Genomic DNA, 23,324 nt, shown 5'->3' with positions numbered 1-23,324 from the left:
TACAGGGGCGTCGCCAAGCGGTAAGGCAGCAGGTTTTGATCCTGCCATGCGTTGGTTCGAATCCAGCCGCCCCTGCCATTTTCTTCTTCTGATCCAAACCCATCTCTCGACATCTCTGTCGTAGCCACGCGCACACTTCCAAGCACAATGCACGGTCAATTCAAGACCGGGATTGACGCTGCATAGCGCCAACCCCGCCCTCTCTTTAATTGCCAGCAACCAATGGCGGCGTGCGCGGCGGCACCAGGCGCTTGGACCCTGTCGATTCGAACGCCGACGCCAGGCGCAGCAACGACGAATCGTCATAGGCGCGTCCGGCAAAGGTCAGCCCGACCGGCATGCCGATGTCAGCCATCACGCCCATCGGCACGGTGACCGTCGGCACACCCAGGTGACGAATCGCCAGGTTGCCGTTGGCCACCCAGACGCCGTTGCTCCAGGCAATATCCGCCGACACCGGGTCGACATCGGAATTGGCCGGGGCAACGTCGGCGACCGTCGGAAACAGCACGGCATCGAGCTTGAGGCGATCCATCCAGTCTTCCAGATCGATCCGGCGGGTTTTCTCCAGCCCGCGCAGGCCGTCAGGCACAGTGCTGATCTGATCCCAAGGGGTGATGCCACGCTCGGCCATGCGCACGTACTCGTCCATGCCTGCAGCAAGATCGCCTTCGCGGTTTGGCAGCGTGCCCGGGTCGTGAGGGAAGATCTTCGGACCATCGACATCGACCAGACGGTTGAGTTTCGGGTCGCCGTTGGCCTGGAGGAAATCATCGAAGGCCCAGGCGGTCAGGTCCCACAACTCATGGTGGAGAAACTCTTTGGACACCAGGCCACGGTTGAACACCGTCGGCGCGCCTGGACGATCGCCTTCGCAATTGGAAACCAGCGGGAAATCCACCTCGATCACTTCCGCGCCTGCGGCTTCCAGGGCCTTACGCGCCTGTTCCCAGAGATCGATAACCGTCGGGCGGGTGTTGATACGCTGACCGGTCGGACCGCCGATACCCGGTGCTTCACTGGTGCCCGCCTCAGGATCGGCATTGATATACATCTTCGGGATGCCCAGGCGCTTGCCTGCCAGTGCCGTGTCGTTGACCGCCAGCTCCAGGTACGAAGCCGGACGCACCGAACCGACACTCGGAATCGGCACCCAGGGTTGCATCCGCCACAGATCGCCGCGGGTGTCGGGGTCTTCGGCGACCACCACGTCGAGCACTTCGAGCAAGTCGGCCATGGTCCGGGCAAACGGCACGACCACGTCCATGGTCGGCGTCAGCGGCCAGTTACCGCGCACCGAGATCACCCCGCGCGAAGGGGTGTAAGCACACAGGCCGTTGTTCGAAGCAGGACCACGCCCGCTCGACCAGGTTTCTTCGGCCAGGCCGAATGCCGAGAAGCTCGCGGCCGTGGCGGTACCTGCGCCATTGGAGGAGCCCGAGGCGAACGGCGCGGTGAGGTATTGAGCGTTGTACGGGCTCTCGGCCCGGCCATACACCCCACGCTGCATGCCGCCATTGGCCATCGGCGGCATGTTGGTCTTGCCCAGGCAGATGGCGCCGGCAGCACGCAGGCGTTCGATGGTGAACGCATCGCGGTAGGCGACCAGGTCGGCAAACGCCGGGCTGCCGGAAGCAGCGGTGAGGCCTTTGACCAGGTAGCTGTCTTTGGCCGTGTAGGGGATGCCATCGAGCGGCCCGAGGGTTTCGCCCCTGGCCCGGCGGGCATCAGAGGCCTCAGCCTCCTTGAGTGCTTCGGGGTTGCGCACTACCACGGCATTAAGTGCAGTGGCCGTAGCGGGACCGTCATAGGCAGCGATACGGGCAAGATAGGCCTGAACCAGCTCGACCGCGGTGGTCTGGCCGGATTCGAGCGCCGCGCGCAGCTGGGCAATGGAAACTTCGGTCACTTCGATCATGCGTTTATCACCGATGGCTGAAGGTTGACGCCATGAAGGTTGTCATCACACTGAATACTGAGCACAGGCACACCACATCTCTCAAAACGGGTTTTCATATCGGGTCTCGTTGCACGCCATTACGCGATTCCGCGCATTGGCCACCATGAAACCCTGACGCTGCCTTGAAAGCAACAGAGCAGCCAATGATCCCATGGTCTAAAATGTACTAACTTGTTAATTAGCTTGCTAAGGGTATAATTCGGCCACTCCCCCACTTCGAGTTTTTTCGGTATGAAGCACGCACCGCGCACCTCTGGCGCCTCAATATTCATCCTGGTTGGCCTGGGGCTGATCATCGCCCTGCTCGGCCTGGCGCTGGCCGCTGGCGGCGTGAAACTGGTCAGCCTGGGTGGCTCCTGGTACTTCCTGATCGGCGGTCTGCTGATGGCTATTTCCGGCCTGCTGGTCGCGCGCCGCAAGCCGGCAGGTGCCTGGCTGTACGCCGCGTTCCTGGTCGGCACCGCGATCTGGGCGCTGGCGGATGTCGGGCTGGTGTTCTGGCCGCTGTTCTCGCGCCTGTTCATGTTCGGCGCCATCGGCCTGGCGCTGGCGCTGGTCTACCCGATGCTGGCCCGCGCTGCGGGTAATACCCCTGGCCGCAGTGCCTATGGTGTGGCCGGCGTGCTGGCCGTAGCGCTGGTCATTGCCGCTGGCAACATGTTCGTCGCCCACCCCAGCGTTGCCCCCACTGGCAATGGCCCTGGCGTAACCGCAGTTGATCCGGCCAATGCTCAGAAAGACTGGGCGCACTACGGCAACACCGAAGGCGGTAGCCGTTTCGCCGCGCTGGACCAGATCAATCGCGACAACGTCAACCAGCTAAAGGTGGCCTGGACCTATCACACCGGTGATGTGGCCTTCAGCGACGGCAACGGTGCCGAAGACCAGCTGACCCCGTTGCAGATCGGCAACAAGGTGTTCATCTGCACCCCGCACAACAACCTGATCGCCCTCGATGCCGACACCGGCAAAGAGCTGTGGAAGAATGCAATCAACGCCAAGTCGGCGGTCTGGCAGCGTTGCCGCGGCATGGCCTACTTCGACGCCAGCGCGCCGATCGCACAACCGACCCAGGCCAACGCCTCGGCGATCATCGCCGCCAGCGTAGCGGCCGGCGCCAACTGCCAGCGCCGCCTGCTGACCAACACCATCGACGCCCGCCTGATCGCCGTCGACGCCGATACCGGTGAGTTCTGCCAGGGCTTCGGCAACAACGGCCAGGTCGATCTCAAGACGGGCCTGGGTAACGTCCCGGACAGCTACTACCAACTGTCGTCGGCACCGCTGATGGCCGGCACTACCGTGGTCGTCGGCGGGCGCATTGCCGACAACGTCCAGACCGATATGCCAGGCGGCGTGATCCGCGGTTTCGACGTTATCAGCGGGCAAATGCGCTGGGCCTTCGACCCGGGCAACCCCGAAGACAGAAACGCTCCGAGCGGCGACAGCACCTACGTGCGCAGTACCCCCAACAGCTGGGCGCCGATGTCCTATGATCCGGCGATGAACACCCTGTTCCTGCCGATGGGCAGCTCTTCCACCGACATCTATGGTGTCGAGCGCACTGAGCTGAACCACAAGTACGGCGCTTCAGTGTTGGCCCTGGACGCCAGCAGCGGTGAAGAGAAATGGGTGTACCAGACCGTGCACAACGACCTCTGGGACTTCGACCTGCCGATGCAGCCGAGCCTGATCGACTTTACCAAGGCCGACGGTCAGTCTGTTCCGGCACTGGTAATCGGCACCAAGGCCGGGCAGATCTTCGTCCTCGACCGCGCCACCGGTAAACCGCTGACCCAGGTCGAAGAAGTCGCGGTCAAAGCGGGCAACATTCCCAACGAGCCCTACTCGCCGACCCAGCCAAAATCGGTGGGCATGCCGCAGATCGGCGCCCAACAACTGACCGAGTCGGACATGTGGGGTGCCACGCCCTTCGACCAATTGCTGTGCCGCATCGATTTCAAGAAAATGCGCTATGACGGGCTCTACACGGCGCCCGGCACGGATCTGTCGCTGAGCTTCCCGGGCTCGCTGGGTGGAATGAACTGGGGCAGCATTTCCACGGATCCGGTGCATGGCTTTATCTTCGTCAACGACATGCGCCTGGGTCTGTGGATCCAGATGATCCCATCGCAAAACAGTGGCCAGGCCAGCTCCGGCGGTGAAGCGCTGAACACCGGCATGGGCGCCGTGCCGCTCAAGGGCACGCCGTATGCGGTGAACAAGAACCGCTTCCTCTCGGTTGCCGGCATTCCCTGCCAGGCGCCACCGTTCGGCACCCTGACCGCCATCGACATGAAGACGCAAAAAGTCGCCTGGCAGGTGCCGGTGGGCACCGTCGAAGACACCGGCCCGCTGGGTATCCGCATGCACCTGCCGATCAAGGTCGGTTTGCCAACCCTCGGCGGCACCCTGTCGACCCAGGGCGGCCTGGTGTTCATTGCCGGCACCCAGGACTTCTACCTGCGCGCCTTCAATAGCGGCAACGGTGAGGAAGTCTGGAAAGCCCGCCTGCCGGTCGGCAGCCAGGGCGGCCCTATGACCTATGTGTCGCCGAAAACCGGCAAGCAGTACATCGTCATCACCGCTGGCGGCGCGCGCCAGTCGACTGATCGTGGCGATTACGTCATGGCCTACGCCCTGCCGTAACAGCCATCGCTGCATTGGCGCGGTGCTCCGGCACCGCGCCCCCTTCCTTTGTTTCCCTCGCGTTTCCGTCAGATAGGTTGTGCATGTCCCGCGTTTTCCGTTTTTTTCATCCCCGCCCGATCACCGGTCTGCTGCTCGCTCTGTGCTGCACCACCACCCTCCCCGCATTGGCGAATGACTCAGACCTTCTGACCCGCAGCACGCTTACCGGCGACTGGAGCGGTCTGCGTCAGCAACTGAACGAGCAAGGCGTCACGTTCACCGGCGACTACAGCGGTGAGACCGCCTACAACGCCGCTGGCGGCCTGCACCGCTCAGCGCGCTACTCGCAGAACATCAAGCTTGGCGTGCAGTTCGATCTGGGCAAGCTGTATGGCCTGGAAAACGGCGACAAGATCCAGCTGACCGTCAACGACCGTCGCGGCAACAGTGCCTCGGAAGATCTGGTCGGCAACCGTCTGCCAATCCAGGAAAACTACGGCGGCCTCTATACCCGCCTGACCGAACTGAGCTACGAGCGCAGCCTGTTCACCCCGGCACTCAACCTCAAGCTCGGCTACATGGCCATGGGCAACGACCTCGGCGGCCTCGACAGCGGCATCCTCTGCAACTTCATGAACGCCGGTTTCTGCGGCCATCCGCTGAACATGTCGGGCGGCAGCGGCTGGACCAACTACCCCAACGCGCATCTCGGCGTGCGGGTGAAGTACGACCTGTCCTCGACCTGGCAACTGCGGGTCGCCGCCTTCAACGTCGACCCCGAGAGCAACGGTAACCCCAGCCGCGCCTGGCACCTGGGGCCCAAACACAGCACCGGCACCGTAGTGCCGGTTGAGCTGGTGTACAAACTGCAGGGTGAACTGCCCGGGGAATACAAACTGGGCTACTACTACGACAGTTCCGATGCCAAACGCATCGGCAGCGACAACGAAGTAGCCGGCCGTGAGGGTCACTACCTGCTGATCGACCAGGCGCTATGGAACTCGCAAGCCACAACGGGCCGTAGCTTGCATGCCTTCGGCCAGTACTCGGCGGCAAGCAGCGCCGCATCGCCGTTCAGCACCTGGTATGGCGTCGGCATGGTCCTGTACAAGCCCTTCGCAGGCCGACCGCGCGACACCGTTGCCTTGGGTTACGGGCGCGCCGTACCCAACCCGCGCAGCCGCGACGTCCAGCAGGACGCCGCCGTGGCCAATGGCGAAGCCTTCCCGAACCTGGACAGCGCCGAACAGCTGATCGAACTCAGCTACGGCTACCAGGCCACACCCTGGCTGACATTGCGCCCGGACGTGCAGTACATCATCGAACCCGGGGCGTTTTCCGGTGAGCAGATCGACAATGCGCTGGTTCTGGGCTTGCAGGTCAAGGCTACGTTCTGAGCGCAAAAAGCGCAGGTCGTTCTGTGGGAGCTGGCGAAGCCGGCGAGGGGCCGGTACAGACCACAACAGACCGCAGCCGTTTTTTGCGACCGCTGCGCGGTCGATCGCCGGCTTCGCCAGCTCCCACAGGGTGGCAATAGCCCGTGGCAAAACTTTGCCATGCAATTGCTGGCTACTTGAGCGCCTGTCACACTGCCGGCTGGCCCACTCACCGCGCGGAATGCCCATGCCATCACCGATCCAGCTCGCCCCCGCCATCCCGGTCCTGCGCATCTTCTGCGTCGAAAAAGCCAAGGAGTTCTACCTGGACTTTCTCGGTTTCACCCTGGACTGGGAACACCGTTTCGAGCCCGAACTGCCCCTGTATGCCCAGGTGCGCCGCGACGGGCTGATCCTGCACCTGAGCGAACATCATGGCGATGCCACTCCCGGCTCGACAGTGTTTGCCCGCGTCGAGGACATCGTCGCCTTGCAGAACGAGCTGACAGACAAGCGCTACGGCTATTCCCGTCCTGAAGCGATCCAGGTCGGCTGGGGCCTGCAGATGGAGATCGCCGATCCGTTCGGCAATCGTCTGCGCTTCTGTCAGCAGATCGAAGGCTGAGCTGGCAACACGGTGCATAACCCCCAGAAAAGACAAGGCCCCGTCCATTGCTGGCGGGGCCTTGTTTTACCTACTGCCTAAAGGTCAATCATTGGTACCCGCTCCGCTATAGGCGGTAGTCGTGGTACGCATCGAGGTCAGCAGGCAAATCGTCTTGACTTCATACTGCGCCTGCCTTTACAGCACGTCAAGCCTGCAGATGAGACAGCGGCAAAGGCCCATGGGGCTTGACCGTCTGGATGGCAAAGTTGCTGCGGATATCGCTCACCCCCGGCAGCTTGAGCAAAGTGTCGATCAGAAAGCGCTCATAGCTGCGCAGGTCCGGCACCACCACCTGCAGCAGAAAATCCGACTCGCCGGACACCAGGTGCGCAGCAATGACTTCCGGTAACGCCAGTACCGCCTGCTGAAAGGCCTGGGCCGCCGGCTCGTGATGACGCTCGACCTTGACCCCGACAAACACCGTCAGGCCCAGGCCCACTTCGTCACGGTCCAGCTGGGCCGCATAGCCCTTGATCAGCCCCGCCTCCTCCAGCAACCGCACCCGGCGCAGACAGGGTGACGGTGACAGGCCGATCAGTTCGGCCAATTCGACATTACTCAGGCGCGCGTTGCGCTGCAGGGCATCGAGAATCTTGCGGTCAAAAGCATCCAGGGTGATTTTTGGCATGATCTGTATTTTCCATTACTGATCCTGGCAGTTTATATCAATACAGCCCCGTAGCAGCGCAACAAACGCAAGCACCTGCCAGCCCTTTCGGGCTTAGAATTTTCTCCAGTCTGTTGCTTGCCTGGGGATTGTCCGATGACTCAATACAGCTTGTTTTGCGCAGCCCTTCTGGTGGTTTACCTGGTGCCGGGGCCGGACATGTTCCTGCTGCTCAATACCGGCGCCAGCGAAGGCCGACGTCAGGCACTGATGACCGCGCTGGGCCTGGCCCTGGCCCGCGCGGCGCATGTCAGCCTGGCAGCCCTGGGCCTGGCCGCCCTGCTGCGCAGCCACCCCTGGGCGTTTGATCTGCTCAGCATCGCCGGCGGCCTGTACCTGGCATGGCTCGGCTGGCAGCTGCTGTGCGCGCCAGTCACCCCATTGCCAGCGAGCACTGATATCACACGCCGCTGCGGCCATTGGTCTGCGGCGCTGAAGAAAGGCCTGCTGACCAACCTGCTCAACCCCAAGGCGCTGCTGTTCTGTTCAGTGCTGCTGCCACAGTTCATCAGCCAGGAGGCAGGTCCGGTCGGACATCAGTTCGCAATTCTCGGTACGGTGCTGGTGGTCGTTGGCCTGGTTTTTGACAGTTTCTATGCCCTGAGCGGTGATCGCATCGGCCGCTGGCTGGCCGCCAGCCCGTGGAAACAAAAGCTGCAAAACCGCCTGTTCGGCACCTTGCTGATCGGCTTCGGCGCGCGCCTGGTGCTGCTGCGTGAGCTGGCGGGCTGAAATTTTCACTGCGACCATGGTCCAATCCTATGACTGGGCGTTCCCGATCCGCACGGGATGTATTATCGTGGCTGCGTGCGCGATAACAGACGCCTGAGCGATCAGGCATATGCAAACCGATTCGAGGGTGCCATGAGTAACGAAAGCATTAACTGGGACAAGCTGGGCTTCGACTACATCAAGACCGACAAGCGCTACCTGTCCTACTTCCGTAATGGCGAGTGGGACAAGGGCACCCTGACCGAAGACAACGTGCTGCACATCAGCGAAGGTTCGACCGCGCTGCATTATGGCCAGCAATGTTTCGAAGGCATGAAGGCCTACCGCTGCAAGGACGGCTCGATCAACCTGTTCCGCCCGGACCAGAACGCCCTGCGCATGCAGCGCAGCTGCGATCGCCTGCTGATGCCACAGGTGCCTACCGAACAGTTCATCGACGCCTGCAAACAGGTGGTCAAGGCCAACGAACGCTTCATTCCGCCATACGGCAAAGGTGCACTGTACCTGCGTCCGTTCGTTATCGGCGTAGGCGACAACATCGGTGTGCGCACCGCGCCGGGAATTCATCTTCTCGATCTTCGCCATCCCGGTCGGCTCGTACTTCAAAGGCGGCATGACCCCGCACAAGTTCCTGATTTCCGATTACGACCGTGCCGCGCCTCAGGGCACCGGTGCCGCCAAGGTCGGTGGCAACTACGCGGCCAGCCTGCAACCGGGCTACAAGGCCAAGCAAGCCGGTTTTGCCGATTGCATCTACCTTGATCCGCTGACCCACACCAAGATCGAGGAAGTCGGTTCGGCCAACTTCTTCGGCATCACCGCCAACAACGAATTCGTCACCCCGAAATCCGCCTCCGTGCTGCCGGGGATCACCCGTCTGTCGCTGATGGAGCTGGCCGAATCGCGTCTTGGCTTGAAGGTGATCGAAGGCGACGTGCTGATCAATGACCTGAAACGCTTCAAAGAAGCAGGTGCCTGCGGCACCGCAGCTGTCATTACGCCGATCGGTGGCATCCACTACAACGGCGAGCTGCATGTGTTCCACAGCGAGACCGAAGTCGGCCCGGTGACCCGCAAGCTCTACGACGAGCTGACCGGCATCCAGAGCGGCGACATCGAAGGCCCGGCGGGCTGGATCGTCAAGGTCGCCTAAAGCGCTACCGAGCGATAAGCGAAGGGCATGCCAGAGATGGCATGCCCTTTTTCATATCAACATGGACACGCCCATTCTACCGATAAGAAATATCAGCAAGATCAAAAAGAACACCCGAATAAAACCGCTACCATATCGCAATGCCAAAAAGACTCCTGTGACAGAGCCTGCGATATTACAGATAGCTACCACTCCACCGATCGCCCACAGCACATTTCCCGACGGAATAAAAAAGAGCAACGCCGCGCTAAATGTCCCTAGATTAACCAGCTTTGCCGAAGCCGATGCATTCAAGAAGTCGAAGCCAAAAATTTTCACAAAGAAAAAAAGCAACAGGCTCCCACTCCCTGGCCCAAAAACTCCGTCGTAGAAACCAATCAACCCTCCAAAAAACACCCCCAACAACACCTCTTTGGCTCCACACTGTATTTCCGCATGAACCCGCCCTAGATCCTTTTTTATAAAGGTATAAACCGCCATCACAATCAAAACCACAAAAACAACGGGCTCCATAAGCGCTTTCGGAACGAGCGAGATAGAAAAAGCGCCTAGCAATGCGAACAAGAAGGCCGAAATCAGAGTAGGCAGCAGAAGCCTCCATGCAATTTCTATTCTTTTTGTGTAGCTAAAAATAGAAGAAAGATTCCCTGCCAGAACCGCCAGCTTGTTAGTTCCAAAAACGGTAGACAAGCTATATTGCGGCAAAGCGTGCAAGAGCGCAGGCACTTGAACCAGCCCTCCTCCACCCACTGCCGCATCTATTAAGCCACCGCAAAATGCAAAGAAGCCCAGCGCAACCAGCGTGTATTCATAATCCATATGTTTGATCCAGCAAGGGCATGCATACTTACCTTACGGCACGCCTTTAAATTAAGCGAAAGATTGCTAGCCATTGGAAGCCGGCACTAATAAAGTAAAAAAATTGCGCAACTCAGAACACCTAAAAAACACAGACCAGCACAAACTATTCAGACGATTTCGCCAGCAACTACTTGTCACTCACCTAATGCCTCATGCAAAGAATGGAAGGCGGCCCCAACACGCGTATTATAATCAAGCATCACCTCTTTGAGCCGACTCATTTCAAACCCAAGCTCTACGGTGCGACCAAAAGCTTGCGCCGCAGCGAAGGCATGCATTCCGTGTTTGTTCTCTACTTCACCAGAATGCCCCAATACATAGCCCTTTGCATCGCGCAGACTTTTCAAATCACTGCACAGTGACGGCCTGACGGAAATGAGTTTTTTCTCGATGAATTGAGCGATGAAATTGTACTCACGCCCATTCCATAACTCAGATGCAATGGACACCATCATGGCGTTCATTATTGAGCTTTTATGTTCGACGGAAGTAATGGCAGCTTTATGCTTCGCAACGCCTACACCGTATAAAAATCTAGAAAACTCACAGCATTCAGTAATCGCATACCGATCCCCCTCCCACCCTGACGCATCAAATGCAGCCGTCATATAGGCGTACATCCCATCATGCCCTTCATGCCCCAGACCAAAGTCATCTTTTGCAACTTCATGCATATGTGCCATGACACGATTATAACTTTCTCGCTTTTCGGCTGGAATGAAGCGTGCGTCCGCTGACAACCGCATAATTACCTTTGCAGAGACGAGACTGGTTGTTTTGTGCGTTTCATTCCAGCCATTGAAAAATTTCAAAACACCGACATCAACCGCCTCTCTTTCAAGGAAAACCTTGAACGTCTTCTCAGCACAGGACTGGGCGTCGTGCGTAATCGGATGATGTAGCACCTCGCGCATTACCTGCTGGAGCTCAGCTATATGCTCCACTTGAGCAGATAGAGGGGAAGCTCTAAAATCGCTCTCTATCAAGCGTCCGGGTATTTTCAAACTGTCCAGATGTCTTGGTAGCGCCTCAATAAACACTTCACCAAACTCGCGCATCGACGTCGATTTTTCAAAAATATCGGAACAATTTTGTGAGGAAGCACTATTCATAATCTCACCTACAGCCTGAGCTAGTTGCGAATTTTTCAGTCGTTTCCCCTACGCCAAATGGGGAGCCAAAATATCTACAAGCACAAAAAAAACGCTCATGAGCACTTGTAAAGTGGTAAAGACAGCAATCTAGCAAGAACACTCAATCCGAAGCTGTAGGATCCGTCCGGGGATCGAGTAGGCTTGCTCCAATGGTTAATTCTTCGGCACACGCATGCCACCTCATCACCCCTGCCACCCAACAGGAAGGGAAGAACACAGCGCAGATGAATTTTTCTTTAACCCGGGCACCGCCTATTCTTTGGCACAATCAAGTCTCTACTCGCCGCCCAGGTATTAGCATGCCCCGCGTACTGACTATCGAAGACGACGCCGTGACCGCTCAGGAGATCGTCGCCGAGCTTTCCAGCCATGGCCTGGAAGTGGATTGGGCCGACAACGGCCGCGAAGGCCTGGCCAAGGCCATTGCCGGCGGTTACGACCTGATCACCCTCGATCGTATGCTCCCCGAGCTCGACGGCCTGACCATCGTCACCACTCTGCGCAACCTGAAAATCGCCACGCCGATCCTGATGATCAGCGCCCTGTCCGATGTCGACGAACGGGTGCGCGGCTTGCGTGCCGGTGGCGACGACTACCTGACCAAGCCTTTCGCCTCCGACGAAATGGCCGCCCGTGTTGAAGTGCTGCTGCGGCGCAACAGCGTGCCGATGGCGCAGACCCGCCTGCAGGTCGCCGACCTGGAACTGGACCTGATCAGCCACGAGGCGCGGCGCGGCGAGCAGACCCTCAACCTGCTGCCCACCGAGTACAAGTTGCTGGAGTTCCTCATGCGCCACGCCGGCCAGGTGATCACCCGGATGATGATCTTCGAGGAAGTCTGGGGCTATCACTTCGACCCCGGCACCAACCTGATCGATGTGCACATCGGGCGCTTGCGCAAGAAGATCGATGCCGCTGGCCAGACCCCGCTGATTCGGACCGTGCGGGGCTCGGGCTATGCCATTGCCGAACCCGTCTAAGGGCTGGAGTTCTTCGACCAGCCGCCTGCTGGCGCTGTACAGCTTTCTGTTCGTGGCCTGGAGCAGCATCCTCATGGGGGTGTTGTACTTCGAGGTCTCGGGCTATCTGAACAAACTCACCCGCCATTCGCTGCTGCAGCGCCAGCACCTGTTTGCGCACATGAGCGGTAAACAGCTGGACGACGCACTGATCGCCAGCCAGGCCTTCGAAGAGCGCAGTTTCGATGCCTATGGCCTGTTCGACGCCCAGTTCAACCCCTTGGGCGGGCAGATCCGCCAGCTGCCAACCGAGCTGGGCCTGGACGGCAAGATCCACGAACTGAGCCGCTGCCTCGACGCCGAAGACCCGCACCTGCCGCGCGACAGTTGCGACGCCGTGGCGATCAAGGTCCGTGATGGCCGCTGGCTGGTGCTGGTACGTGACAACGGCTCACTGTTCGTGGTTACCCGCATCATTCTGCACGCCCTGCTCTGGGGGCTGTCGCTGACCATCATCCCCGGCATCGCAGGCTGGTACTTGTTGCGCCGCCGGCCGCTCAAGCGCATCCGCGCGATCCAGGCCACCGCCGAACAAATTGTCTCCGGCGACCTGACCCAGCGTCTGCCGTTGTCCCAGCGCCGCGATGAACTGGACATGCTCGCTGCCATCGTCAACGCCATGCTCGACCGCATCGAGCGCCTGATGCATGAGGTCAAGGGTGTCTGCGACAACATTGCCCACGACCTGCGCACCCCGCTGACCCGCTTGCGCGCCCAGCTCTACCGGATCCGCCAGCAGGCTGGCGACGAATCTCCGCAGGCTGAAGCGCTGCAACAGGCGATTGGCGAAACCGATACGCTGATGGCGCGCTTTCGCGGCTTGCTACGCATCAGCGAGCTGGAGGATCGTCAACGCCGGGCCGGGTTTGTCGAGCTCGACCCACGCGCCCTGCTGGTGGAAATGCACGATTTCTACCTTCCGCTGGCTGAAGATGGCGATATTCGACTGGGCCTTGATGTGCCTGCACAACTGCCGCCGCTCAATGGTGACCGCGAGCTGTTGTTCGAAGCCCTGGCCAATCTGCTGGGCAATGCCATCAAGTTCACCCCTGCGGGCGGCCAGGTGCGCATGGGCGCCAGCAGCAAAGACGGTGTGGTAAAAATTGCAGTGGAGGACAGCGGGCCCGGGATTCCCGAGGATGAGCGTGAGGCGGTGTTGAAGCGTTTTTATCGCAGCGAGGAAGGCCATCGTCACCCGGGGTTCGGGCTAGGACTGTCGGTGGTTGCGGCGATTGTCGACCTGCATGGCTTTGCGCTGGAGGTCGGGGCCAGTGAGCTGGGTGGGGCGAAACTGGTGTTGCATTGCCGGACCGGGGTGGCCGGTTAGGGCCATCGCGGGGCAAGCCCGCTCCCACTGTGGGAGCGGGCTTGCCCCGCGATTGGTCAGTCAGCCAAGCGCCAGGTAGTGGCACCCTTGCTATCTTCCAGCACCACACCCATGGCGGTGATCTGGTCACGGATGCGATCCGACTCTGCCCAGTTCTTGTCCGCACGCGCCTGCAGGCGCGCCTGGATCAAGGCTTCGACTTCAGCCGCATCGACCTTGCCTTCGGCGCCGGCACGCAGGAAGTCGTCGGCGTCCAGTTGCAGCACACCCAGCAGGTCACCCAGCTGACGCAGACGACCGGCCAGGCCAGCCGCTGCCTCTGGATCACTTTCGCGTAGACGATTGATCTCACGCACCAGGTCGAACAGCACGGCGCAGGCTTCAGGCGTACCGAAGTCGTCGTTCATTGCCAGGGTGAAGCGCTCGACGTAAGTCTCGCCACCTTTGGCTTCGACCCGCGGCAAGCCACGCAGCGCATGGTAGAAACGCTCCAGGGCACCCTTGGACTCACGCAGACTGTCTTCGGAGTAGTTGATCGAACTGCGGTAGTGGCTCGACACCAGCAGGTAGCGCACCACCTCCGGGTGATACTTGTCGAGCACGTCGCGAATGGTGAAGAAGTTGTTCAAGGACTTGGACATCTTCTCGCCATTGATGCGAATCATGCCGCAATGCATCCACGAGTTGGCGTACTGCTTGCCGGTGGCGGCCTCGCTCTGGGCGATTTCGTTCTCGTGGTGCGGGAACTCCAGATCGTTGCCACCGCCGTGGATGTCGAAGCTCTCGCCCAGGCAGCAGGTGGACATCACCGAGCACTCGATGTGCCAACCCGGGCGACCCGCGCCCCATGGCGACTCCCAGCTCGGTTCGCCCGGCTTGACGCCCTTCCACAGCACGAAGTCGAGCGGGTCCTGCTTGGCTTCGTCGACCTCGATCCGCGCACCGATGCGCAGGTCTTCGATCTTCTTGCGCGACAACTTGCCATAGCCGACGAACTTGCCGACCCGGTAGTACACGTCACCATTACCTGGCGCGTAGGCGTAGCCCTTGTCGATCAGGGTCTGGATCATCGCGTGCATGCCGGCGATATGGTCGGTGGCACGCGGCTCCTGGTCCGGCGGCAGGATGTTCAGGCGGCGCTCGTCTTCGTGCATCGCGTCGATCATGCGGGCGGTCAGCGCGTCGAACGACTCGCCGTTTTCGTTGGCCCGGTTGATGATCTTGTCATCGATGTCGGTGATGTTGCGCACGTAGGTCAGGTCGTAGCCGCTGTAACGCAGCCAGCGGGTGACCAGGTCGAAGGCGACCATGCTGCGGCCGTGGCCCAGGTGACAGAAGTCGTACACGGTCATGCCGCAGACGTACATCCGCACCTTGTTACCGTCGAGCGGTTTGAAAACTTCCTTGGTCTTGCTAAGCGTGTTGTAGATGGTAAGCACGAGCGTTCCTCAGCTGCCCCACGAATCGCGCAGGGTCACAGTCCGGTTGAATACCGGGCGACCCGGCTGGGAGTCTTTCAGGTCGGCGCAGAAGTAACCTTCGCGCTCGAACTGGAAGCGGTCTTCTGGCTGGGCTTGGCCCAGGGAAGGTTCCGCACGACAACCAGTGAGTACCTGCAGCGAATCGGGATTGATGTTGTCGAGGAAGCTGCCGCCATCGTCGGTCTTCTCGGGGTTGGCCGAGCGGAACAGGCGGTCGTACAGACGCACTTCGCACTCGACGCTGGCCGCAGCCGGCACCCAGTGGATCACGCCTTTGACCTTGCGACCCTCAGGGTTTTTGCCCAGGGTGTCCGGATCATAGGAGCAGCGCAGTTCGACGATGTTGCCGTCGGCGTCCTTGATTGCTTCATCAGCGCGGATCACGTAGCTGCCGCGCAGGCGCACTTCACCGGCAGGCTCCAGGCGCTTGTAGCCTTTTGGCGGCTCTTCCATGAAGTCGTCGCGATCGATGTAGATCTCGCGAGCGAACGGCAGCGCGCGCACGCCCATGTCTTCTTTCGGATGGCGAGGCAGTTCGAGGTTCTCGACCTGGCCTTCCGGGTAGTTGGTGATGACCACTTTCAGCGGACGCAGCACGCACATGGCACGTGGCGCGGTGCGATCGAGGTCGTCACGGATGCTGAACTCGAGCATCGACATGTCGACCACGCCGTCGGAACGGTTGGTGCCGATCATTTCGCAGAAATTGCGGATCGAGGCCGGGGTGTAACCACGGCGACGGAAGCCGGACAGGGTCGACATGCGCGGGTCGTCCCAGCCGTTGACGTGCTGCTCGTCGACCAGTTGCTTGAGCTTGCGCTTGCTGGTGATGGTGTAGTTCAGGTTCAGGCGGCTGAACTCGTACTGCCGCGGCTTGGCCGGCACCGGCAGGTGCTCGAGGAACCACTCGTACAGCGGACGATGGCCTTCGAACTCCAGGGTGCAGATGGAGTGGGTGATGCCTTCGATGGCGTCCGACTGACCGTGGGTGAAGTCGTAGTTGGGGTAGATGCACCACTTGTCACCGGTCTGGTGGTGGTGGGCATGACGGATGCGATAGAGGATCGGGTCGCGCAGGTTCATGTTCGGCGAGGCCATGTCGATCTTGGCCCGCAGCACACGCTCACCGTCCTTGAACTCGCCAGCCTTCATCCGGGCGAACAGATCGAGGTTTTCTTCGACGCTGCGCTCGCGGAACGGGCTGTTCTTGCCCGGCTCGGTCAGGTTGCCACGGTATTCCTTGGCCTGCTCCGGGGTCAGGTCGCAGACGTAGGCGTTGCCCGACTTGATCAGGTCCACGGCCCAATCGTGCAACTGGTCGAAGTATTCGGAGGCGTAGCGCACCGGGCCGGTCCACTGGAAACCCAGCCACTGCACATCGCTCTGGATGGCGTCGATGTACTCCTGGTCCTCTTTGGCCGGGTTGGTGTCATCGAAACGCAGGTGACAGGCTCCGCCGAATTCCTGGGCCAGGCCGAAGTTCACACAGATCGACTTGGCATGGCCGATGTGCAGGTAACCGTTGGGCTCAGGCGGGAAACGGGTGACGATGCTGCTGTGCTTGCCCGAGTCCAGGTCGGCCTGCACGATCGGGCGCAGGAAGTTCGCAGGGACGGCGGGAGCGCCTTTGGCAGCGGCGTTGGGAGCGGTGTCGGCAGTGGGCTTGCTCATAGGATCCTTGAAATACGGGTACACGGCCTGGGTAGGCCGACTGAATCAAAGCGCTTATCATAGCCGAAGCGGTCGAGCTGCCGACAGCGTCCGGCCGACAAACTGGCCCTATATTCGGTACTGGCGGCAAAAAAACTGCCGCAAGCCACGTATCGCGGGTTGTAGACTGTGCGTCAGGTTTGTATCGCGATCCTGCGCGACCCTACTTCAAATGCCTTGAAAGAGCGAATTCCAGCATGTCCAAAGTCAAACTGAGCACCAATCATGGCGACATCGTCATCGAACTGAATGCCGAGAAAGCCCCGATCACTGTGGCTAACTTCATCGAATACGTGAACGCTGGTCACTACAGCAACACCGTATTCCACCGCGTCATCGGTAACTTCATGATCCAGGGCGGCGGTTTCGAGCCAGGCATGAAAGAAAAGAAAGACAAGCGCCCAAGCATCCAGAACGAAGCTGACAACGGCCTGAGCAACGACAAATACACCATCGCCATGGCCCGTACCATGGAGCCGCATTCGGCTTCGGCGCAGTTCTTCATCAACGTCACCGACAACAGCTTCCTCAACCACAGCGGCAAGAACGTCCAGGGCTGGGGCTACGCGGTATTCGGTAAAGTCACCGAAGGCACCGACGTTGTCGACAAGATCAAGACCGTTGCCACCGGTTCCAAGTCCGGCCACCAGGACGTGCCGGTTGAAGACGTGATCATCGAGAAAGCCGAGATCATTGAGTGATACTGCTGATCTCTGATCTGCACCTGCAAGAAGAACGCCCGGACATTACCCGGGCGTTTCTTGATCTGCTCGACGGTCGTGCGCGCCACGCCGAGGCGCTGTACATCCTCGGTGACTTTTTCGAGGCCTGGATCGGCGACGATGCCATGACACCGTTCCAGACCACGATCTGCCAGGCCCTGCGTGCTTTGAGCGACAGTGGCACGCAGATCTACCTGATGCATGGCAACCGCGACTTCCTGATCGGCGAAGCCTTCTGCAAGGCGGCTGGCGCCACCCTGCTGGCCGACCCCAGCGTGGTGCGCATGGGCGGCGAATCGGTGCTGCTGATGCATGGCGACAGCCTGTGCACCCTGGACATCGGCTATATGAAGATGCGCCGATACCTGCGCAACCCCCTGAGCCTGTGGATCCTCCGCCACCTACCCCTCGGCACCCGGCAGAAGCTGGCGCGCAAGCTACGCAGCGAAAGCAAGGCGCAGACGCGGATGAAGGCCAACGACATTGTCGACGTGACGCCGGAAGAAGTGCCGCGGATCATGGCCGAATATGGCGTGCACACCCTGGTCCACGGGCACACCCACCGACCGGCGATCCACAAGCTGATGGTCGAGGACCAACCGGCGCGACGTATCGTGCTGGGGGATTGGGATCGTCAGGGTTGGGCGTTACAGGTGGATGAGCAAGGGTTTCAGTTGCAGCCGTTTGCGTTTCCCTGATTGAAGGCCCTTCGGGCCTTATCGCCGGCAAGGCCGGCTCCCACAATGGTTCAGTGCATGCAATCCCTGTGGGAGCTGGCCTTGCCAGCGATGCTTTTGCTCAGTGCCCCGCCGACGCCGGCCCAGCCTTGGCCGCAAATGGCGGCCTGGCCAGCCACACCAATAGAATCAACCCAGCAAACACCCAGCCCATCAGGGTGAAGTAATCCACCGTCGACATCATGTACGCCTGACTGCTGAGCATGCGCTCCAGCTGCGCGTAAGACTGCACGTTCGCACCGCCCAGCTGATTGAGTGCCTCACGGGTGGCAGGCTCATAGGTGCTGATGCTTTCACTGAGATAGGCATGATGCTGGTCAGCCCGGCGAATCCAGATCCAGGTGGTCAACGAGGCCGCGAAGCTGCCGCCCAGGGTGCGCAGGAAGGTGGCCAGCCCCGAGCCATCGGCGATCTGATGCGGCGGCAGGTCCGAGAGCAGGATGCTCAAGGTCGGCATGAAGAACAGCGCCACGCCAATGCCCATGAACAGCTGCACCAGGGCGATATGCTGGAAGTCCACTTCATTGGTGAACCCTGCACGCATGAAGCAGCTGGCGCCGATAGCCAGGAACGCCAGTCCTGCCAATAAACGCAGGTCGAACTTATGCGCGTACTTGCCGACAAACGGCGACATCAGCACCGGCAGCAATCCGATCGGCGCCACCGCCAGCCCGGCCCAGGTAGCGGTGTAGCCCATCTGGGTCTGCAGCCACTGCGGCAGGATCAGGTTGATGCCGAAAAAGCCCGCATAGCCGCCGACCAATACAATGGTGCCGATACGAAAGTTACGGTGCACGAACAGCCGCAGATTGACCACCGGATGCTTGTCGGTCAGTTCCCAGATGATAAAAATCGCCAGGAACACCACCGAGATCAGGCTGCCGATCACAATGAAGCTCGACTCGAACCAGTCCAGGTCATTGCCCTTGTCCAGCACGATCTGCAGGGCGCCGACGCCAATGATCAGGGTCAGCAGGCCGATATAGTCCATGGGTTGGCGCTGGGTGGTGACCGGCCTGGTGCGCATCTGCTGACGTACCACCGCTGCGGCAAACAGGCCAATGGGCACGTTGATGAAGAAAATCCACGGCCAGCTGTAGCTGTCGGTGATCCAGCCGCCGAGGATGGGACCTGCAATCGGCGCCACCACCGTGACCATCGCCAGCAACGCCAGCGCCATACCGCGCTTGGCCGGCGGATAGACGGCGATCAGTAGCGTCTGGGTCATCGGGTACAGAGGGCCGGCAACGATACCTTGCAGCACCCGGAACCCCACCAGCTCCGGCATCGAGCGGGCGATACCGCAGAGAAACGACGCCAGCACAAACAGCAGCGTGGCCCAGATAAACAGCTTCACCTCACCAAAACGCCGGCTCAGCCAGCCGGTCAGCGGCAAGGCAATGGCGTTGCTCACCGCGAACGAGGTAATCACCCAGGTGCCCTGCTCCGCACTCACTCCCAGGTTGCCGGAAATGGTCGGCAACGCGACGTTGGCAATGGTGGTGTCGAGCACCTGCATGAAGGTCGCCAACGACAGCCCGATGGTGGTCAGCAGCAGGCTTGGCGGGCTGAATGACGCGTTGCCACTCATCGCTGCGCCGTCTTGCCAGGGCCTTGGCTGTTGTCATGGATCAGCCGCGCGATCATTGCATCGGCCTCGACCAGCTGGCGGTCATACACTTGAGTGGCAAACGATGCCTTCTGTGGCGGCAACTGCGCCAGCACCGGCCCGCTCTGGTCGTGCAGATCGACCGTGACCTGGGTCGACAGGCCGATACGCAACGGATGGGCGGCCAGTTGTTCGGCATTGATATGGATGCGCACCGGCACCCGCTGGACGATCTTGATCCAGTTACCGGTGGCGTTCTGCGCCGGCAACAGGGCGAATGCACTGCCGGTGCCAGCGCCGAGGCTGTCGATGGTGCCGCTGTATTTGACCTCGCTGCCGTACAGATCGGCGACGATATCCACCGACTGGCCGATGCGCATGTTGCGCAACTGGGTTTCCTTGAAGTTGGCGTCGATCCAGAGCTGGTCCAGGGGGATCACCGCCATGGTCGCGGTGCCCGGCTGCAGGCGCTGACCCAACTGCACGGTGCGCTTGGCCACGTAGCCGGTGACCGGTGCCACCAGGGTGGTGCGGGCGACGGCCAGGTAGGCCTGGCGCAAGTCGGCAGCTGCGGCCATGACTTGCGGATGCGAGGAAACCACGGTGTCATCGACCAGCGCGCTGGTCGTGTTGAGCTGCTGCTTGGCGTTGAGCAGCGCGCCCTGCGCCGAAGACAGGTCGTCACGGGCGTGGGACAGCTCTTCCAGGGAAATGGCCCCACCGGCAGCGAGGGTCTTGCGCCGGTTGTAGTTTTCCTGGGCCTTGGTCTGCTCGGCCTGACGCGCCGCCACCTGGGCCTTCATGCCATCGACATTGCTGTACAGGCCGCGTACCTGGCGCACTGCACGGGCCAGCTGGGCTTCGGCGGACTGCAGCCCGACTTCGGCATCGCTGGGGTCGAACTCGATCAGCACCTGCCCGGCATGCACCAGATCACCGTCGTCGGCACCGATACTGACCACAGTACCGGTCACCAGCGGGGTGATTTCCACGACGTTGCCGTTGACATAGGCATCGTCGGTCTCTTCATTCCAGCGCCCGTACAGCTCGTGCCAGGCCCAGACTGCACCACCGCCGACGACCACCAGCAAAGCAAGGCCAAGCAGCCAGGTTTTGCGTTTACCGGTGTTGTTGAGGTCTTGCGCTGTGCTGGCACTTTCCGGCGTGTTCATTTGGCACCTATACGCTGGGCTGTCAGGGTGTCACCAGCCGCGAGCAGCACCTTGCTCAGCAGATTTTCCAGGGTCGCCAGTTCATCCGCGGCGAGCACGCCTACCAGTTCATTCATCGCCGCCGCGCCGATCTGCGGCAACTGATCGGCGAGCTTCTGGCCCTCCTCGCTCAGCGCCAGGCGCACCTGGCGGCGATCGTCCGGACAGCGGCGGCGCAGGATCAGGTCTTTTTGCTCAAGGCGATCAAGCATGCGGGTCATCGAGCCACTGTCCAGGGACAGGAAACGACACAATTCGGCGGGCGTATCGACGCCGTACTGGGCGACGATGATCAGCACCTTGAACTGCGCGGCGGTAACGCCGAAGTCCTGCAGGTGGCTGTCGAGAATGCGGTCTTTGACCAGCGCGGCGCGGCCCAGGAGCATGCCGATGGTGCAGGTCTGGAAGTTTTCGGGGGTGAAGTGCTGCATGAACGGAGATACCTGCTTAGGCAGTAAGTAACATAATGTTACTGCTTAGGCAGCCAACGTCAAGGCATTAATTAGCTTGCTTTCTATTTGAGCGACGAAAGCTATCGCGGGGCAAGCCCGCTCCTACGGTAGGAGCGGGCTTGCCCCGCGATAAATCAGGCAGGAACACCGCTATGAAAGCGGAACTCTTCATCCGGGGTGCTGATCAGTTCAGCCTCGACCGCCCTGACCTTCTCCACCACCCGTTCGATATCCGCCGCCTCACCGTATTGATGAGCCAGCTTCAGGTAACCCTGATAGTGACGGGCCTCGCTGTTGAGCAGGCCGTGATAGAACTTGCCCAGTTCTTCATCCAGATGCGGCACCAGCGCGGCAAAACGTTCGCAGCTACGCGCCTCGATAAAAGCACCGACCACCAGGGTGTCGACCAGCTTCACCGGCTCATGGGTACGCACCACCCGGCGCAGGCCCGAGGCGTAACGCCCGGCCGACAAAGGACGCAAGGCAATCTTGCGGCGCTTCATCAGGCGCAGTACCTGCTCATGGTGCACCAGCTCTTCACGGGCCAGGCGCGACATCATGTTGATCAGGTCCAGGTGCGTGTTGTACTTGGCCATCAGGCTCAGCGCGGTGCTGGCGGCCTTGAACTCGCAGTTCTTGTGGTCGATCAACAGGGTTTCCTGGTCGGCAAGCGCCGCCTGGACCCAGGCATCAGGAGTACGGCAACCAAGGAACGCATCAATTTCGGGAATAAGGTGCATAGGCTCACAAACAGGCAGGGCAAACGGCAAGACCGGCGATTATACCGGCAGCGGCGGCGATCACCAGTGAACTATGCTTGATACATATCAACGCCCATTGCACTTGGCGCCGACTATAGTCAGTCATCGGTCGCCAAATCTGAAGGGAGTTCACGCTCATGCAAGAAGTACGCAGCATTCTGGTGGTCCTCGATCCCGAGCACGCCCATAGCCGTGCCCTGACCCGGGCCAAACTGATCGCCGGTGCCACTGGCGCGCGCCTGCACCTGTTGATGCCCGACAAGAATCACGACCACAGCGCCCTGCTCAGCCTGCTCAGCAGCCAGTTGCACGACGACGGGTTCGACAATGTGACCCACGAGGAGGCCTGGCACGGCAGCCTGCACGAATCGATCATTGCCGTGCAGCAGGCCGAAGGCTGCGACCTGGTGATCAAGGAGCACCGGCCGGACAACCCGCTGAAAAAAGCCCTGCTCACCCCATCCGACTGGAAACTATTGCGCCTGTGCCCTTGCGCGGTGCTGATGGTCAAGACCGAACGGCCATGGACTGGCGGCGTGATCCTCGCTGCAGTGGATGTCGGCAATCACGACGAGGCGCATCGCCTGCTGCACAAGAACATCGTCGACCACGGCTACGAGATCGCCAACCTGGCCAAGGGCAACCTGCATGTAATCAGCGCCCATCCGTCGCCGATGCTGTCGGCGGCCGACCCGGTCTATCAACTGAAGGAAACCATCGAACAGCGTTACCGCGAAGAATGCAGCGCATTCCAGGCCGAGTTCGATATCAAGGACGATCGCCTGCACGTCGCCGAAGGACCGGCCGATGTGCTGATCCCCTACACCGCCAACAAGTACGATGCGGTGGTGACGGTAATCGGCACCGTGGCCCGCACCGGGATTTCCGGGGCGTTGATCGGCAACACCGCCGAGGTGGTGCTCGATTCGCTCGAGTGCGATGTGCTGGTGCTCAAGACTGAAGAAGTGAAGGTGCACCTGACCGAGCTGGCGCAGGGCTGATTCTCTCAGTTGGCCCTCAGGGCCTCATCGCTGGCAAGGCCAGCTCCCACACTGATTGCAAGTATTAGCATTTGTGGGAGCCGGCCTTGCCGG

General features: G+C 60.6%; 19 protein-coding genes, 1 tRNA gene and 1 pseudogene. 11 read left to right on the top strand and 10 right to left on the bottom strand.

The annotated features are described in order from the left end of the window. Positions 1-3 precede the first annotated feature (3 nt). A tRNA-Gln gene (locus ACVI9W_RS21190) sits at positions 4-78 on the top strand. A gap of 127 nt (positions 79-205) precedes the next feature. Here the strand turns inward: ACVI9W_RS21190 and ACVI9W_RS21185 are convergent. Continuing rightward, positions 206-1,918 carry an amidase gene (locus ACVI9W_RS21185; RefSeq protein ID WP_461531068.1) on the bottom strand — a complete coding sequence of 571 codons (1,713 nt, stop codon included), beginning with the start codon at positions 1,916-1,918 and terminating at the stop codon, positions 206-208. A 273-nt stretch (positions 1,919-2,191) separates the two neighbouring features. On the opposite strand from ACVI9W_RS21185, the gene ACVI9W_RS21180 reads away from it, so the two are divergent. The 3 genes from ACVI9W_RS21180 (at position 2,192) to ACVI9W_RS21170 (ending at position 6,592) form a co-directional block, all read left to right on the top strand. Beyond that, positions 2,192-4,609, top strand: coding sequence for a glucose/quinate/shikimate family membrane-bound PQQ-dependent dehydrogenase (locus ACVI9W_RS21180; protein ID WP_461531067.1), 2,418 nt, complete (start codon positions 2,192-2,194; stop codon positions 4,607-4,609). An 83-nt stretch (positions 4,610-4,692) separates the two neighbouring features. Further along, positions 4,693-5,988, top strand: coding sequence for a carbohydrate porin (locus ACVI9W_RS21175; protein ID WP_461531066.1), 1,296 nt, complete (start codon positions 4,693-4,695; stop codon positions 5,986-5,988). A gap of 238 nt (positions 5,989-6,226) precedes the next feature. After that, on the top strand, positions 6,227-6,592 hold the full coding sequence (locus tag ACVI9W_RS21170) for a glyoxalase superfamily protein (protein ID WP_422421601.1): 366 nt from the start codon (positions 6,227-6,229) through the stop codon (positions 6,590-6,592). Positions 6,593-6,779: 187 nt separating this feature from the next. On the opposite strand, the gene ACVI9W_RS21165 is transcribed toward ACVI9W_RS21170, so the two are convergent. After that, positions 6,780-7,253: an Lrp/AsnC family transcriptional regulator gene (locus tag ACVI9W_RS21165; RefSeq protein ID WP_198325430.1), complete on the bottom strand. Its 474-nt coding sequence runs from the start codon at positions 7,251-7,253 to the stop codon at positions 6,780-6,782. 144 nt (positions 7,254-7,397) lie between these two features. On the opposite strand from ACVI9W_RS21165, the gene ACVI9W_RS21160 reads away from it, so the two are divergent. Together ACVI9W_RS21160 and ACVI9W_RS21155 are read left to right on the top strand one after the other, a co-directional pair. Continuing rightward, positions 7,398-8,033: a LysE family translocator gene (locus ACVI9W_RS21160; protein ID WP_038609280.1), complete on the top strand. Its 636-nt coding sequence runs from the start codon at positions 7,398-7,400 to the stop codon at positions 8,031-8,033. A 132-nt stretch (positions 8,034-8,165) separates the two neighbouring features. Next, positions 8,166-9,186: pseudogene (locus ACVI9W_RS21155) on the top strand (branched-chain amino acid aminotransferase). A gap of 51 nt (positions 9,187-9,237) precedes the next feature. On the opposite strand, the gene ACVI9W_RS21150 reads toward ACVI9W_RS21155, so the two are convergent. Next, entirely contained in the window at positions 9,238-10,005 is a 768-nt protein-coding gene (locus tag ACVI9W_RS21150) for a sulfite exporter TauE/SafE family protein (protein ID WP_461531065.1), read from the bottom strand. A 176-nt stretch (positions 10,006-10,181) separates the two neighbouring features. Continuing rightward, a complete protein-coding gene (locus tag ACVI9W_RS21145) occupies positions 10,182-11,159 on the bottom strand; it encodes a hypothetical protein (RefSeq protein ID WP_461531064.1) in 978 nt (325 codons plus the stop codon). A 341-nt stretch (positions 11,160-11,500) separates the two neighbouring features. On the opposite strand from ACVI9W_RS21145, the gene ACVI9W_RS21140 reads away from it, so the two are divergent. Both ACVI9W_RS21140 and ACVI9W_RS21135 read left to right on the top strand, forming a co-directional pair. Continuing rightward, positions 11,501-12,181 carry a response regulator transcription factor gene (locus ACVI9W_RS21140; RefSeq protein ID WP_038609277.1) on the top strand — a complete coding sequence of 227 codons (681 nt, stop codon included), beginning with the start codon at positions 11,501-11,503 and terminating at the stop codon, positions 12,179-12,181. Then, complete coding sequence (locus ACVI9W_RS21135) at positions 12,159-13,547, top strand: sensor histidine kinase (RefSeq protein ID WP_461531063.1); 1,389 nt, start codon at positions 12,159-12,161, stop codon at positions 13,545-13,547. The genes ACVI9W_RS21140 and ACVI9W_RS21135 overlap by 23 nt, the downstream gene beginning before the upstream one ends. Positions 13,548-13,603: 56 nt before the next feature. On the opposite strand, the gene cysS is transcribed toward ACVI9W_RS21135, so the two are convergent. Both cysS and ACVI9W_RS21125 read right to left on the bottom strand, forming a co-directional pair. Further along, positions 13,604-14,986 carry a cysteine--tRNA ligase gene (cysS, locus tag ACVI9W_RS21130; RefSeq protein WP_038609272.1) on the bottom strand — a complete coding sequence of 461 codons (1,383 nt, stop codon included), beginning with the start codon at positions 14,984-14,986 and terminating at the stop codon, positions 13,604-13,606. A gap of 9 nt (positions 14,987-14,995) precedes the next feature. Further along, the gene (locus ACVI9W_RS21125) at positions 14,996-16,699 is read right to left on the bottom strand and encodes a glutamine--tRNA ligase/YqeY domain fusion protein (RefSeq protein ID WP_342624902.1); all 1,704 of its coding nucleotides are present in this window, start codon (positions 16,697-16,699) and stop codon (positions 14,996-14,998) included. Positions 16,700-16,935: 236 nt separating this feature from the next. On the opposite strand from ACVI9W_RS21125, the gene ACVI9W_RS21120 reads away from it, so the two are divergent. Together ACVI9W_RS21120 and ACVI9W_RS21115 are read left to right on the top strand one after the other, a co-directional pair. After that, positions 16,936-17,439: a peptidylprolyl isomerase gene (locus ACVI9W_RS21120; protein ID WP_038609267.1), complete on the top strand. Its 504-nt coding sequence runs from the start codon at positions 16,936-16,938 to the stop codon at positions 17,437-17,439. After that, complete coding sequence (locus tag ACVI9W_RS21115) at positions 17,436-18,158, top strand: UDP-2,3-diacylglucosamine diphosphatase (RefSeq protein ID WP_461531062.1); 723 nt, start codon at positions 17,436-17,438, stop codon at positions 18,156-18,158. Before ACVI9W_RS21120 ends, ACVI9W_RS21115 begins: the two co-directional genes overlap by 4 nt. Before the next feature lie 100 nt (positions 18,159-18,258). On the opposite strand, the gene ACVI9W_RS21110 is transcribed toward ACVI9W_RS21115, so the two are convergent. The 4 genes from ACVI9W_RS21110 to ACVI9W_RS21095 form a co-directional block, all read right to left on the bottom strand. After that, positions 18,259-19,788 (bottom strand): DHA2 family efflux MFS transporter permease subunit, encoded by a 1,530-nt coding sequence (locus tag ACVI9W_RS21110; protein WP_461531061.1) that lies wholly within the window; start codon positions 19,786-19,788, stop codon positions 18,259-18,261. After that, positions 19,785-20,978: an HlyD family secretion protein gene (locus tag ACVI9W_RS21105; RefSeq protein ID WP_461531060.1), complete on the bottom strand. Its 1,194-nt coding sequence runs from the start codon at positions 20,976-20,978 to the stop codon at positions 19,785-19,787. Before ACVI9W_RS21105 ends, ACVI9W_RS21110 begins: the two co-directional genes overlap by 4 nt. Beyond that, the gene (locus ACVI9W_RS21100) at positions 20,975-21,448 is read right to left on the bottom strand and encodes a MarR family winged helix-turn-helix transcriptional regulator (RefSeq protein WP_038609258.1); all 474 of its coding nucleotides are present in this window, start codon (positions 21,446-21,448) and stop codon (positions 20,975-20,977) included. The genes ACVI9W_RS21105 and ACVI9W_RS21100 overlap by 4 nt, the downstream gene beginning before the upstream one ends. A 155-nt stretch (positions 21,449-21,603) precedes the next feature. Beyond that, positions 21,604-22,209, bottom strand: a complete 606-nt coding sequence (locus ACVI9W_RS21095; RefSeq protein ID WP_461531059.1) for a MiaE family protein — start codon at positions 22,207-22,209, stop codon at positions 21,604-21,606. Positions 22,210-22,367: 158 nt separating this feature from the next. Between ACVI9W_RS21095 and ACVI9W_RS21090 the strand changes: the two genes are divergently transcribed. Beyond that, positions 22,368-23,231 (top strand): universal stress protein, encoded by an 864-nt coding sequence (locus ACVI9W_RS21090; RefSeq protein ID WP_461531058.1) that lies wholly within the window; start codon positions 22,368-22,370, stop codon positions 23,229-23,231. Positions 23,232-23,324: the final 93 nt, after the last annotated feature.

This window comes from Pseudomonas sp. 210_17 TE3656 (assembly GCF_054821965.1).
The sequence above is the reverse complement of the archived record's forward strand: the minus strand, read 5'-3'. Positions and strand labels throughout refer to the sequence as shown.

What these genes read in the sequence shown, in the direction of transcription:
- ACVI9W_RS21145 (WP_461531064.1), bottom strand. Translation starts at nt 11,159, where the DNA reads ATGAATAGTGCTTCCTCACAAAATTGTTCCGATATTTTTGAAAAATCG.
- ACVI9W_RS21105 (WP_461531060.1), bottom strand. Translation starts at nt 20,978, where the DNA reads ATGAACACGCCGGAAAGTGCCAGCACAGCGCAAGACCTCAACAACACC.
- ACVI9W_RS21125 (WP_342624902.1), bottom strand. Translation starts at nt 16,699, where the DNA reads ATGAGCAAGCCCACTGCCGACACCGCTCCCAACGCCGCTGCCAAAGGC.
- ACVI9W_RS21185 (WP_461531068.1), bottom strand. Translation starts at nt 1,918, where the DNA reads ATGATCGAAGTGACCGAAGTTTCCATTGCCCAGCTGCGCGCGGCGCTC.
- ACVI9W_RS21090 (WP_461531058.1), top strand. Translation starts at nt 22,368, where the DNA reads ATGCAAGAAGTACGCAGCATTCTGGTGGTCCTCGATCCCGAGCACGCC.
- ACVI9W_RS21150 (WP_461531065.1), bottom strand. Translation starts at nt 10,005, where the DNA reads ATGGATTATGAATACACGCTGGTTGCGCTGGGCTTCTTTGCATTTTGC.
- ACVI9W_RS21140 (WP_038609277.1), top strand. Translation starts at nt 11,501, where the DNA reads ATGCCCCGCGTACTGACTATCGAAGACGACGCCGTGACCGCTCAGGAG.
- ACVI9W_RS21180 (WP_461531067.1), top strand. Translation starts at nt 2,192, where the DNA reads ATGAAGCACGCACCGCGCACCTCTGGCGCCTCAATATTCATCCTGGTT.
- ACVI9W_RS21100 (WP_038609258.1), bottom strand. Translation starts at nt 21,448, where the DNA reads ATGCAGCACTTCACCCCCGAAAACTTCCAGACCTGCACCATCGGCATG.
- ACVI9W_RS21120 (WP_038609267.1), top strand. Translation starts at nt 16,936, where the DNA reads ATGTCCAAAGTCAAACTGAGCACCAATCATGGCGACATCGTCATCGAA.
- ACVI9W_RS21175 (WP_461531066.1), top strand. Translation starts at nt 4,693, where the DNA reads ATGTCCCGCGTTTTCCGTTTTTTTCATCCCCGCCCGATCACCGGTCTG.
- ACVI9W_RS21160 (WP_038609280.1), top strand. Translation starts at nt 7,398, where the DNA reads ATGACTCAATACAGCTTGTTTTGCGCAGCCCTTCTGGTGGTTTACCTG.
- ACVI9W_RS21095 (WP_461531059.1), bottom strand. Translation starts at nt 22,209, where the DNA reads ATGCACCTTATTCCCGAAATTGATGCGTTCCTTGGTTGCCGTACTCCT.
- ACVI9W_RS21110 (WP_461531061.1), bottom strand. Translation starts at nt 19,788, where the DNA reads ATGAGTGGCAACGCGTCATTCAGCCCGCCAAGCCTGCTGCTGACCACC.
- ACVI9W_RS21135 (WP_461531063.1), top strand. Translation starts at nt 12,159, where the DNA reads ATGCCATTGCCGAACCCGTCTAAGGGCTGGAGTTCTTCGACCAGCCGC.